The 12658-nt window shown below is 59.0% G+C and carries 11 protein-coding genes and 1 pseudogene; 8 read left to right on the top strand and 4 right to left on the bottom strand.

What is annotated here, in order from left to right; genetic code table 11:
• Positions 1 to 132: 132 nt before the first annotated feature.
• A complete protein-coding gene (locus HU752_RS19995; RefSeq protein WP_186678901.1) occupies positions 133 to 666 on the bottom strand; it encodes a DUF3577 domain-containing protein in 534 nt (177 codons plus the stop codon).
• 540 nt (positions 667 to 1206) lie between these two features.
• Between HU752_RS19995 and mobH the strand changes: the two genes are divergently transcribed.
• Positions 1207 to 3132 carry a MobH family relaxase gene (gene mobH / locus HU752_RS19990; RefSeq protein WP_186678912.1) on the top strand — a complete coding sequence of 642 codons (1926 nt, stop codon included), beginning with the start codon at positions 1207 to 1209 and terminating at the stop codon, positions 3130 to 3132.
• A gap of 120 nt (positions 3133 to 3252) precedes the next feature.
• Here mobH and HU752_RS19985 read toward each other — a convergent pair whose 3' ends face one another.
• Complete coding sequence (locus HU752_RS19985; protein ID WP_186678914.1) at positions 3253 to 4281, bottom strand: GlxA family transcriptional regulator; 1029 nt, start codon at positions 4279 to 4281, stop codon at positions 3253 to 3255.
• A 116-nt stretch (positions 4282 to 4397) separates the two neighbouring features.
• Here HU752_RS19985 and HU752_RS19980 point away from each other — a divergent pair, with 116 nt between their 5' ends.
• Both HU752_RS19980 and HU752_RS19975 read left to right on the top strand, forming a co-directional pair.
• The gene (locus tag HU752_RS19980) at positions 4398 to 5501 is read left to right on the top strand and encodes a cis-3-hydroxy-L-proline dehydratase (RefSeq protein ID WP_186678917.1); all 1104 of its coding nucleotides are present in this window, start codon (positions 4398 to 4400) and stop codon (positions 5499 to 5501) included.
• Between the two features lie 67 nt (positions 5502 to 5568).
• Positions 5569 to 6495 (top strand): ornithine cyclodeaminase family protein, encoded by a 927-nt coding sequence (locus HU752_RS19975; RefSeq protein WP_225920029.1) that lies wholly within the window; start codon positions 5569 to 5571, stop codon positions 6493 to 6495.
• Positions 6496 to 6701: 206 nt separating this feature from the next.
• On the opposite strand, the gene HU752_RS19970 is transcribed toward HU752_RS19975, so the two are convergent.
• Positions 6702 to 7538, bottom strand: a complete 837-nt coding sequence (locus HU752_RS19970; RefSeq protein WP_186678920.1) for a DUF3037 domain-containing protein — start codon at positions 7536 to 7538, stop codon at positions 6702 to 6704.
• Complete coding sequence (locus HU752_RS19965) at positions 7535 to 8278, bottom strand: HipA family kinase (RefSeq protein WP_186678924.1); 744 nt, start codon at positions 8276 to 8278, stop codon at positions 7535 to 7537. Before HU752_RS19965 ends, HU752_RS19970 begins: the two co-directional genes overlap by 4 nt.
• A gap of 628 nt (positions 8279 to 8906) precedes the next feature.
• On the opposite strand from HU752_RS19965, the gene HU752_RS19960 reads away from it, so the two are divergent.
• The 5 genes and pseudogenes from HU752_RS19960 (at position 8907) to HU752_RS19945 (ending at position 12649) form a co-directional block, all read left to right on the top strand.
• A complete protein-coding gene (locus HU752_RS19960; RefSeq protein ID WP_186678926.1) occupies positions 8907 to 9374 on the top strand; it encodes a hypothetical protein in 468 nt (155 codons plus the stop codon).
• Positions 9375 to 10301: 927 nt separating this feature from the next.
• Positions 10302 to 10390: pseudogene (locus tag HU752_RS32245) on the top strand (type II toxin-antitoxin system MqsR family toxin); the annotation flags it as partial.
• Between the two features lie 2 nt (positions 10391 to 10392).
• The gene (locus HU752_RS19955) at positions 10393 to 10794 is read left to right on the top strand and encodes a type II toxin-antitoxin system MqsA family antitoxin (protein ID WP_186678928.1); all 402 of its coding nucleotides are present in this window, start codon (positions 10393 to 10395) and stop codon (positions 10792 to 10794) included.
• A gap of 307 nt (positions 10795 to 11101) precedes the next feature.
• A complete protein-coding gene (locus tag HU752_RS19950) occupies positions 11102 to 11770 on the top strand; it encodes a GntR family transcriptional regulator (protein WP_186678930.1) in 669 nt (222 codons plus the stop codon).
• A gap of 72 nt (positions 11771 to 11842) precedes the next feature.
• Complete coding sequence (locus HU752_RS19945) at positions 11843 to 12649, top strand: ABC transporter substrate-binding protein (RefSeq protein WP_186678932.1); 807 nt, start codon at positions 11843 to 11845, stop codon at positions 12647 to 12649.
• Positions 12650 to 12658 lie beyond the last annotated feature (9 nt).

The raw sequence follows: 12658 nt of genomic DNA, 5'->3' as shown, positions 1-12658 counted from the left end.
GAGTTCCCCGCCTGGGCTGTTTCAGATCAGTGCTTTAGCAGCACCATTTGACGCTGGCACACCCACCTGAGGGGCGGTATGCCTTCGTATAGGGGCAAGGCGCCGGTAACGGCACCTTGCGTGAGTGAATGATCAGGCTGCTTCTTCAGTGCCTGGCATGGGTGGTGCGGATGCCCCAGAGGGGCTTGGTGTGTCAGGAGGGTCAGTTGGGTCTATTGGCTCAACGTCCTCGACAGGCTCTGGCGATGGTGAGTCACCGTTTTTCTTTTGGGGGGAGGTGTAAATCACCTCGCCATTGATGATCAGGTTCTGTATCGAGATCAGGTCTGCCCTGAGGTTTGAGCCCAGCTGCCCCTCTTTATCACCCGTTGGGTAGACGAAGGGGATGACCCAAAGATTGCTCAGAATGAACCGGGCAAAGACCGTTTCTCCTGTGTTTATCGGTCGAGCACACAGCTTGATGATTTCTTTGGCTGCGTTACCCATGACGCGACAATCGAAGTAGGTGTAACTGTGGCTCCCTTCGGGACCATGGAGTGCTGAGACCTTGACCACTAGAAAGGGGTCTTTATTGGGCGGTGTTAGGGTGCGGACATTGTTGAGGTAGCCAATGCCGTGGATGTAATAGTTGAAGTACTTTTTTTCTTCTGTCTGGCTTTCACTCATGTGCCTCTCCTTTCTCAACACGGAAAAGGGGGAAGCACTTGCCCCAGAGGGAAGTGACTTCCCCCGTGGGTGGTCCAGCATGCGTTCGCTCACCAGACTGGCTGGGGAGTGACCGCATCTCTGAACGCTTCAGCGGCCTTCATTCGATCCCGCGACTGGCACGGAGCAGCCTCTCAGATCGTGGCTACCTGTCGATGTCGCCGACAATGTCAGCAGAACACGCCTCAAGCATGGAAAAGTCACCTGGCCCGGTCCAGTCCTCTTCTTCGATCGTGGCTGTAGGACAACTCACTTCGTCAGCCTCGCTCTGCGCTGCTCAGCTCACACCTGATTGCCCAAGAAAACACGCCCATCCCCAGCTCGTTTTCCGCTCGAAGGGCCCGCCGCGAAAAGGGCATTCTGAAAGGAAAAAAGGCTTCGAAAGGTGAAAAGGGAAGGGCCAACAAGGGAAGCAAAACGAAGGGTAAAAGGCCTACCCGAAAAGGCTGTCTGGCCTCTCAAAGGGCTATCCCACGAGACGACACACACGGACGAGACTGCATGCTCTGGAGCTGGCTGCTGAGAAAAAAGGCCGCAAACCCCGACCCGGATGAGAAGGATGAGCCGCCGGCTCAATACACCCCGCCTCAATCGGCCAGTGAACTGCTCTCGACGCCTCGGCGAAAGAAACTCATGGCGCAGATCTGGCAGCTCACCTCACTGTCACGCCAGCAGTTTGCCGACCTCTACCAATACCCCATCGAGCGCTATGCCGAACTCGTTCAGCAATTACCGGCCTCCGAAAATCACCACCATGCGTACCTGGGCGGCATGCTCGACCATGGTCTGGACATCGTGGTGTATGCCTTGAAACTGCGCCAGTCGCACTTGATACCGGCTGGCACCGATGCCGAAGTCCAGGCAGCCCAGACTGACGCCTGGACGGTGGTGATCGCCTACGCCGCGCTGCTGCACGACATTGGTAAAATCATCGTCGATGTCGAGGTGCAAATGTCCAACGGCACCTGGTGGCACCCCTGGCAGGGCCCACTCAACAAACCCTACCGCTTCAAATACGTCAAAGGCCGGGAGTACAAACTCCACGGCGCTGCCGCCGGCATTCTCCTGACCCGCATCCTGCCGGAGTCGACCCTCGATTGGCTGATCAGCTACCGGGGACCGTGGAGTGCCTTGCTGTACGTCCTGGCAGGGCAGTATGAGCACGCCGGTATCCTGGGCGAGTTGGTGGTACAGGCGGACCAGGCCTCGGTCGCCAAAGAGCTGGGCGGCGATCCGACCCGGGCACTGGCCGCTCCGAAGTCATCCCTGCAACGAAGGATTGTCGAAGGCCTGCGCTTTCTGGTGACCGAGCAACTGAAAATCAACCAGGCGCGGGCCTCAGACGGTTGGTTGACCGAGGACGCACTCTGGCTGGTCAGCAAGACGGTGGCTGACCGACTGCGTGCGTACCTGCTGTCCCAAGGCACGGATGGGGTGCCGTCCTCGAACGCCACGCTGTTCGATATCATGCAGGACAACTCACTGATCTTGCCCAATGCCCATGGCAAGGCCATCTGGAACGTCACGATCCAGAACGGCAAGTGGAAGAAGACCCTGACGTTCTTCAAGGTCGCGCCGGCGCTGATCTGGGACACGGCCGAGCGACCTCCGGTGTTCACTGGCTCGGTGACTGTCGAGTTGGACACCGAGGCGAGCGAGGAGGGCGAGCAGCCTGCCTCAGGTCCAGGACCCACACCAACAGAAAACGCGCCGCCCCCAGTACCTCTACAAATCCAGGTACCCGTTCAGGGCGCCTTTGCACTGGAGGTGCCTTCGCACCACCTCACTGAGGTACCTGACTTCGACGAGCCACCCCCATGGGAGGGGCAGCAGGAAGATTACACAGAGGACGATCTCATCCCTGACCAAGATGTCCCCTGGGGCGAGGCGATCCCTGAACTCCAGAGCGCCCCAACCGAGCCCATACCGGACCACCCGCGACAGACGTCGCCTGCACCTCAACCACCACCCACACCGCTCCAACCGGCTAACCCTAAACCGAAGCCCAAGACTCCCTCACCGCAACCCGCGGCGAACGCCGACGACCTGGGCAAGGCCTTTATCAAGTGGCTACGCCACGGCATTCTCACCCACAAGCTCCCGATCAACGACGCCACGGCCAAGATTCACAGCGTGGCCGGAACGGCCTTTTTGGTCTCGCCCGGCATCTTCAAACGCTACACCGACGAACACCCCGAGGTCGCCCAACTGGCCAAGCTCCAGGGCACCACCGACTGGCGCTGGCTGCAGCGCTGCTTCGACAAACTGGGCGTTCACCACAAAACTGAAGACGGCCAGAACGTCTGGACCTGTGAGATCAAAGGCCCGCGCAAGACTCGCGACATCAAGGGCTACCTGCTCAAGGACCCCATGTTGATCTTCAGCGAACAGCCCTATGACAATCCCTATCTGCGGTTGAAGGCGTGAGTGAGGAGTGGTGAGGCTCGTAGAACGTCGTACAGGGCAACCGCCACCTCACTGCTTCAGGACGAACTCTGCTGCATCGTCTGCGCGCACGAACCGCTGTACCAGGCGGGCCGACTGCCTCTAATGCGCCCCCATCTCCTTACGCAGTTTCCGCAGCCGAGACGGCGTGACCTGGTACGCACGCTTGAACCAGTGAATCAAATGCGAGCTGTCGGTGAACCCGCATTCGTAGGCGATCTGAGTGAGTGAGCGGTTGCTGTTGATCACCATCCAGTGCGCCGATTTCAGGCGAATCTGACGCCAGTATTCGGCGGGCGGCAGCCGCAGGTATTCCTTGAACAGCCGCGACAGTTCGCGCTCCGACACCCCGACCGCCTGAGCAATATCCCCCACGCTGGCCGTCTCATACAGCCGTTGGCGCATCAGCCCCACGGCGTTCACCACGCGCCGGTCGGCGCAGTCGAGTCCGACCTCGGCGTGGTCGCTCAACGCCTGCATTTCCGCGAAGCCGCGGTCGGCCATGAGGTAGTGCAGGGTCTTGTCCGAGCGCACGCGGCCGCAGTGTTCGGTGACCAGTTGCATGGCCAGGTTGATCGACGCCAGCCCACCGGGGCAGGTGATGATGCCGCCGTCTCGTACCACCGGCTGGTCGCTCACCGGGATCACCCGTGGGTGCAACTGGCGCAGGGCCTCGACCATGGAAAAGTGCACGGCGCAGCGCCGCTCATCCAGCAGGCCGAGCCCGGCCAGCACGAATTGGCCGGTGCACAGGCCCACGACCGGCACGCCGGCACCCACCGCCGCCACGACGTAGTCGCGCAAGGCCTGCGGTACCGGGGTGGTGCCATGCAGGATGCCGCCATGCACGACGATGTAGTCGTAGTCGCGCGGGTCGCCGAAGCGTCGAGTCGGCAGCATCTCGAAGCCACAGCTGGCCGGGATGGGCTGTTCGTCATGAGAGAGCAGGTCCCAGGCGCAGTAGATCTGCCGGCTGTAGTCGCGCTCGTCGGCCGACAGGCGCAGGTACTCGACGAAGCATGATAACGACATGAGGGTGAAGTCCGGGGTAGGAGCGATGCCGACTCTCAAGGGGGTGTCGACCACCGGCGCCGGTTTGGCCGGGCCCAGGTAAGCGAAGTCGGTGTGCATGCTGGCGTCCTCAAGTCGCTACGTACCATTAACTGGCTGGAATCTACAATTTTCCTCAGGGATATGGAAATACAGTGTGCTCACTCGTGACAACAATCCCAACAGGAGCGACACCCGTGAAAATCACCCGCATCGCGATCCATCAGGTCGATCTGCCGCTCAAGGAAGGCTCCTACAGCTGGTCCACCCAGAGCTTTTCCGCCTTCGACAGCACGGTCGTGATCATCCATACCGACAGCGGCCTCACCGGTGTTGGCGAGGTTTGCCCGCTGGGGCCGTCCTACCTGCCGGCCTATGCCGAGGGGGCACGGACCGGTCTGGCGCAAATCGCGGCGGGGCTGATCGGCGAAGACCCGTTGCAACTCGGTCGCATCAACCAGCGCATGGATGAGCTGCTCAAGGGCCATCCCTACGTGAAGTCGGCGATCGACATGGCGTGCTGGGACCTGCTCGGCAAGGCCACCGAGCAGCCGGTGTACAACCTGCTGGGTGGGCTGCTGCAGGACAAGGTCACCCTGTTCAAGGTGATCAGTCGCCAGGCACCGGAGGCGATGGCGGCCAAGCTGGCCGACTACCAGCGCCAGGGTTTTCATCAGTTCCAGATGAAGGTCGGTGCCGGCGCCGGCCAGGATATCGAGCGGATCTTCGCGGTGTCCGAAGTGCTGGCGTCAGGCAATGTGCTCGCCGCGGATGCCAACACGGGCTGGAAGCAGCACGAGGCGATTCGCGTGGTGAAGGCCATTCGTGATGTCGACATCTACATTGAACAGCCTTGCCTGTCCTACGAGGAATGCTTGGCGGTTCGCCGTCATACCGATCACCCGTTCATCCTCGATGAATGCATGGATGACCTACGTGTGCTGATGCGCGGCTACCAGGACAGCGCCATGGACGTGATCAACCTCAAGGTCAGCCGTGTGGGCGGGCTGACCCGGGCAAGACAGTTCCGCGACCTGTGCGTGAGCCTCGGTATCACCATGACCATCGAGGACTCGTGGGGCGGCGAGATCGCCACTTCGGCCCTGGCTCACTTGGCGCACTCCACGCCGCAGGGCTTCCACTTCCAGTCGTCGGCCTTCCATGAGTACCACAGCCTGAAGATCGCCGATGGCGGCCCGGTGATCAGCGATGGCTACATGACGGCCTCCAGCGCCCCCGGCCTGGGTGTGACACCGGATATGGCTGTGCTGGGCAAGCCGCTTCACGTGATCGGTGCCTGAGGCACCCTTTGAATGACCAGGGCGCAACCCGTGCAGCGGGCTTGCGCCTGTTTTCGTGGGAGAACGAATGATGCAATTGATCAATGCCGAACAGATTCAGGCGGTGCTGGAGTGGGGCGGCGTACTCGACGCCCTGCATGAGGCCCACCTGGGGCCGCGACCGGCAGGCGACAGCTATTTCATTGGCGACAGCCATTATGGCCTGTTCAGCCGCGGGGTGGTGTTGCCGGGGCGGGGAGCGGGGGTGAAGCTGGCCTCCATTCATCCCGATAACGCCAAGGCTTCGCCGCCCCTGCCGACCGAGCACGCGGCCTTTCTGGTCATCGACGAGACCAGCAAGGCCGTGGTGGCGATACTCGACGGCCCGGTCATCACCGCTTGCAAGACCGCCGCCGATTCGGCCCTGGCGGCCCGACGCTTGAGCCGCGAAGACAGCGAGGTGCTGCTGGTGCTGGGCGCCGGCCCCGTGGCCAGGGCACTGACCGACGCCTATCTGCACATCCGGCCGTCCATTCGCCGGGTGCTGCTGTGGAACCGTTCTCCCGGCAAGCTCGAGTCGGCACGGGCGCAACTGCAGCAACGCGGCATCGACGTCACCCTGGTCGACGACCTAGACGCGGCGGTGGCGCAGGCCGACATCATCAGTTCGGCCACCAGCAGCACCGCACCGCTGATACACGGGCGACATGTCCGCCCCGGCACCCACGTCGACCTGGTCGGAGGCTTTCGGCCCGACATGCAGGAGGCCGACTGCGAGCTGATGGGCAAGTCGCGCGTGTTCGTCGATGACCGCCAATCGGCAGCGGTTGCCGGTGACCTCGTCATCCCGATGAAAAGCGGTGTACTGCGGGAGGAGGGGATTGAAGGGGATCTGTTCGATCTCTGCCAATTGCCACGGTTTGTCCGAGGGGCTGATGAGATCACCGTCTACAAAAACGCCGGCGGGGCGCACCTGGACCTGGTCGTCAGCCAGTATGTGATTTCCCGGATGTAGAAATAGACCGCTGGGGCCGGCGCACCTGGCGGTTTGCCTCTCTTGTATCGGTTCGACTTGCCCCTGCTCGGAGAGCTGGAGTGAAGGCGCGGAGGATGTCTGAAAACTGCTTGAGAAAGGTGAGGAGAGAGGCAAGATGCCCAGCGTTGGCTGGGCTTGCCCGGCTAGAGTTGGCTCATAGGGATGCCTGCGAGGCAGTGCCAGTGTCAGTGCACCGAAGTCGGAATTCCTTTTCGGATTTCCTCCAGGATGTGTGCCTGGCTCTCTGCGGTGCTCGTGACGCGAACCCCTGAGAATCCCTTTAGCTCTTCACAGATTTCTTTGAACGCTCTGAGCAGTTTCGGTTTACCTGCTTCGGGTGGCCCTGCAATGAACAGTGTGTCGTGAGCGAGATCTTCAGAGGCATGGAGACGGCGCACCTTTGAGATCCATGCGTCGCCATGCTCGATGATCTTCGAAGGCTCATCGTGTCCGAGGTGCAGCGGTTTCAATGCTTGCACGGGCTGAGCGCCGTTGCTCATCACAAATGGAAACTTGACCACGTAGTCCGTACCACCGAGTTTCTGTTCGCTGTAGCGTTGCTTGAGATTGCTTGAGGATAGGAGCTGGCCGAGCTGCCGCTCAAGAAAGCTCTCCTGGTATTCTTTGTTGGCAAAGCTGTGATTGACGTAATGATCAAACAGGATGTTCACGGCATCATTTGCATTCTCAATTGCCATTGTCCCGGGATCGCTAAAGCGCATCATCGTTTCACGCGGGTGAATGAGGTGCTTGAAGGTCGTAATGAGTCCAGGAAGGTCTGTGCGGTTGGTGGTGAAGAACCCGCTAAGTCTGGTTAGCTCGGCTTCGATTTCACGGCGAGCCCGAATGAATATCTTCGGCTGCAAGCTGGGAAAGAAATGGGTCACGCGCTGGCGTTTTTTCTCGATTTTGAAGCGAAAGTCGCCATTGTTGGCGATCAAAACGACCCCAATGTTCACAAATTCGCCTGTTTCTGGGTAAGGCAGGAACCGTACAATCGAGTAGTTGCAGATGTGCTTCATAGTGCTCCCCAGAATCGCTCGTCCTTGAACATCTCCAGCATCTCCAGCCTTTCAGCTAACGTGGGCGCCGTTTGGTCGATATGGTCGCTGTCACGGTAAAGCCAGTCCTTTGGCAAAAGGTCGGTGATCGTACCCCAGCTATCGGCTATCCCGCCAAGCATTTGCATGTACTCCTGACGAACGACCAAGTCTCTAAAGAATGACCGGCAATCGCGGAAAACGTGCCCGTTCATAAAAGTCTCGGGATTGAAGGCCCGGTCAAACGCACAATTGTGATCGATGACGTTCAGATTTCCGCTTGAGTCGAGGATGAGGTTAACATTTCCGCCGAGTTCTCCAAGGCACCGATCCTCATTCCGGATCCACCAATCGAAAAGCAGAATCTTCCTACGTAACTCTAGCGAGGTGCCATGGATGCTGCTGAGACTGAAGTCTGAGGCGTTCTCGACTGCCCTGGATGCAAAGGCGATTCCGCCACGCAGGTCATCAACATTTGGGATTACGCTGAAGGCAATGAGCTCATCAGCAATATGTATGAGTTCCCAAGGCGGAATGGGAAGGCCCAACCTTACTCCAAGCTCAGCACCTAGCACCTCTGAGATCAGTGCTGGGCCGCCAGCTTTTGCGAGGCCTTTTACGAAGTACGTGAAACCGTCATCACCACGAACGATAAAGGGTTTGATTGAGTAGCCTTGATGGCTCTGTCTGATGATCTCAACCGCCGTAATGCTCTCAGGCATTATTGGTATTCCCTTTCCTGTGTATTGTTCGTCTTCTGCGTTGGTTGGGGCTGACGTTACTGCGTTATGGTGCCGACGATGCTTCAATGGTTTAGTGCAACGCCTATAGCGCTTGTATCTCCAGGCTGACGCTTCAGCCTGGTGGATGAAGATTAGCTAGGTTTAGCGGTTTTGGAGCTGTTTGGACTTTCGGCGGCGATTTCTGGCCGAGGGGTTGTGGTGAGTCGTATTGTCTTTCATCAGGGCGCAGGCTCCAGAAGTAATGCTTGCCAATACGAGCATGGTCATGGGGGCGATATGGGCAGTTGGGTCACGTTCAATTACACATCACAGCTATTCGAATCCAACGCTTCTTAAGCGTGGCGGCGCTGGTGACCTCGACGATATGCCTCTACACAATGAGTATCTCGCCCAGGGGCTGTCAAACCCTCTCTGCAACAAGCTTTTACCGTGTTCAGTGTTCTGTATGAACGCAGCGGTACGGCCGGGACCAAAATCTTTTACTGGAGTAGGAGGCGTGCTTACAGGCACGTCGGTTGCTTCTGCCAGCGGCATAGGAAAGAGCGCTCTGGCGTCAGGGAGGCGATGCGATAAAAGGAATCCATCCAGTCGAACCGGGGGAGAAAAAATGGAACCCGATAAGGAAAAAATAAAAATAGTCGCTGAGGTTGAAAGGCTTCAGAACAACATGATCTACGCAAATTTGCGTTGTGTGGAGGAGGATGAGGCTTTAGCGCGTTCGGTCACCAGTACGTTGCTTGATCAGGTGTCCCAAATGTATCCAGACATGATGGATGAGCTCGAAAAGCTCTTCGTGATGGCGGAAAAAGGAATGTACGTGCCAGATGATCCTTTTCTACCTGATTGGGGAGTTAACGATATGTATCTGTGGATCTCTCGCCCCGGTATGGAGCATGGTCACATCCTTCTCTCCAACGAGTACGTTGAGGAGTTTTCCGAGGAGTACGGGCAGCCGCAGCTCTTTACAACGGATCAGTACCGTGCAGCGTTCAAGTTCTGGATGGAGTTTCAGGCGCTTTGCCAGCTCAAGGGCAAGGAGAACATGGTGGGGGAGAAGGTTTATGGCGTTATTTAGGCGACGGGGTTCATGAGCGTCTGTAGACGTTTCCCCGCACGATTCGCTCGCCGAAAAGGGTCATAACGCAAAGGCAAAAGGGTAAAAGGAAAGGGCCAACAAGGCATACAGAAGGATAAAAGGCCTACCCGAAAAGGGGCGAAGAAATCCCACTGAACCCATAGCTCTATGAGGTTTGACCAATAGCTCGCTTATCGCCCCGTGATTTTCTGACTGCTAGTGGGATCCGCGGAAACAACCTGCCAAAAACTCCTACATTTCCCACGCGCTTAAGGCGTGGGACAATATTGTGTGCGCCCAATGCGATGGCTACTGTTCGACTGCCGCTGCCAATTCAGCGGCTCGGGTTTCGCAGCCCGGTCGTAAACAGGCGCACAGCGCCGCGTAAGCGGCTTTTTGTTGCTCACGTTATGGCGAGCTGTGCGCAGGAGACTTCGGTCTGCCGGGTTCCTGTTTACCCTGTTCTGCGAACCTGCGCGTAGCTCGCCACCCTTGTTTCGCAGCGAGGATGGATGAGCTCCTTCACTGTTAAACAGGGATTCACCATGGCTAAGGAAATCACTCCCGATCCTCCACAATCCTGCAATGCGTTCAGTACGGCCGACAAAGACCGATACCTACACCAAAGCACAGACAACGGCCCCACGACACCCTGACCTACGTTTCCCACCTGCTCGAAGCCACCGAACTCAACGGCGACGAAATCGGTCTGCACGACAATCCCGTCGAGCGGGCGCTGTTCTGGAACATGCTGCATTCAGTGGAAGTGACGCGAGCGGTTGTGGATGCACTGCTTGGAGAGATGTCACGGTCCCGCCAACCATCGTCCGTGTTGGACAGTCATCCGATTGACTGAGGTCGTTGCGCTGAAAGAGATCAAGCACTTCGCCGCTTGATCTCTTTTACGTGTGAGGGCTGTGCAACACCGTGTACCGCCCCAGCACACCGGGGGTGATGTCTATTTGAAACTGACGGTCATCGATGACGTACTGATCGTATCCTTCAAGGAGCTATGAACATGAAATGTCCTGTTTGCGGCGCGGCGGAGCTGATCCACGATACCCGCGATCTGCCCTACACCTACAAGGGTGAAACCATCGTGCTCACCGCGGTGACGGGGGAGTTCTGTCCGGCCTGCGCCGAGTCTGTCCTGGATGTAGTCGAATCGGATCGCGTCATGCGTGAGATGCGTGCCTTCTCAAAGCAGGTCAACGCAGCCATTGTTGATCCGGCATTTATCGCTAGCGTGCGCAAGAAGCTGTCTCTTGACCAGCGGGAGGCAGCGGAGATCTTTGGCGGAGGTATCAATGCCTTCTCTCGGTACGAGAATGGTAAAACCAAGCCCTCGTTGGCCTTGGTGAAACTACTCAAAGTGCTGGACCGTCATCCAGAGTTGTTGAATGAAGTCAGAATGGCCTAGGGTACGGTGCTCGCGCTTCAACCGTTCTTCGTTGCTGACGGTTCAGGGGCTTGGTTCCATGTACCGTCTGGCTCTGGGATCAGGTAGGCGCACGCTGTTACCCAACTACCAACTCGCACGCGCCCGGTGCACTTCGTGAGCCATTCGGTAGCACTTCCGTCCACTCACCACCAACCCCCAACCGCGCATCCCCTGGCATCTTTCCCTTTCACATCAATCGATTGAAATCACTCTGTCCAATCTGGCACACGCTTTGCTATTTTGCATCCATGGATAATTGGATACAAAAATACAAAAGGTGTCGCCCATGCAATTCGCCCCCGCTTACGTTGAACGCCAGCCGCAGACTGCGGAGGAGGAGGCCTACAAGTTCCTGCTGGAGGCCATCTGTGGCGGCCGCTACCGCAAGGGTGAGCGCCTGATCGCCGAGGACATCGCCACTGAAATCGGCATGAGCCGCATGCCGGTGCGCGAGGCTTTTCGTCGCCTCGATGCCCAGGGCCTGGTAACCCTGCGCCCCAATCGCGGCGCCGTGGTCAGCGGCCTGGATATCGATGAGCTGCACGAGGTGTTCGAGATGCGCAGCGCCCTCGAGGGCCTGGCGGTGCGCGTGGCCGTCGGCCGTATCAACGAGCGCCAGTTGGCGGCGCTCGAACGCATGCTCGACGAGATGGACGACTACCGCGATGACGGCGCGCAGTGGGTTCGCCGCCATCGCGCCTTCCACGAACACCTGTGCAGCTTCAGTGGCCGTCCGCGGCTGATGAAGCAGATTTTCGCGCTGTACTCGCTGATCGAGGCGCCCATGCGCCTGTGGCTGCAGCATGGCGAAAAACCGCTCAGCGCCCGCGAGGAGCACGCGGTGATTCTCGAGGCGATTCGCTCTGGCGACGCGGCCAAGGCCGAAGCCGTGGTCCGCGAGCACATCGAGGGCACCGTCCCCGCGCTGATTCAGTTCCTGCAATCGGAAAAATAGAGGCGGGGCCCGAACCCGCCCGAGTGTTGACTTTGAATCCTGCCGTTACCCAACGAAGTGGAGTGTCTGGTCATGCATTTACGCCGTACCTTGCTGCTGGCTGTTTCCCTCGGTTTGTCCACGCAGTGGGCCGTCGCCGCACCCCAGGTGCCGGAGCGCCTGAAGTCGGTCGATAAACTCACCTACTGCTCGGGGATGGATTCACCGCCCCTGGTGTCCTTCGATGCCGAGCAGAAGCCCCGTGGACTGACCATCGACCTGGGCCTGGAAATCGCCAAGCGTCTGGGCAACAAGCCCGTGCAGTGGCGGGTGATTCCGTTCTCCGGGCTGGTGCCGGCGCTGCTGGCCGGGCAGTGCGACATGATCGTCGACCAGCTGTTCGACAAGCCTGAGCGGCGCCAGGTGATCGACATCGTCAACTACATGTATTCCAGCCAGGCGGTGGTGGTGCCCAAGGGCAACCCCAAGGGGCTCAAGACCCTCGACAACCTCTCCGGGCACAAGGTCGCGGTGCTCAACGGCTCGACCATCAAGACCCTGCTCGACGCCCAGAACGACAACTTGACCAAGGCCGGCAAGGCGCCGATGAAGGTCGTGGTCTACAACACCGACACCGACGCCTTCCAGGCCCTGCGCATCAACCAGGTGGATGCCTACGGCACCACGGTCGAGACCGCCGGCTACTACGCCGCCATGGCACCGGATCTGTTCGAGGAGGGCGTGCCGGCCTTCAGTCGCATTCTCACAGGCCTGGGCATTCGCAAGGACGACGCGCAATTGAGCGCGGCCGTGCAGCAGATCCTCAACGACATGCGCGCCGATGGCAGCTACGCCAAGTTGCTCGCTACCTGGCACGTCAGCAGTGACACCCTCGACTGAGGAACCTGA

It is taken from the genome of Pseudomonas vanderleydeniana, from assembly GCF_014268755.2.
GTDB lineage: Bacteria > Pseudomonadota > Gammaproteobacteria > Pseudomonadales > Pseudomonadaceae > Aquipseudomonas > Aquipseudomonas vanderleydeniana.
Note: the sequence above shows the minus strand (reverse complement) of the source record. Positions and strands in the feature narration are given on the sequence as shown.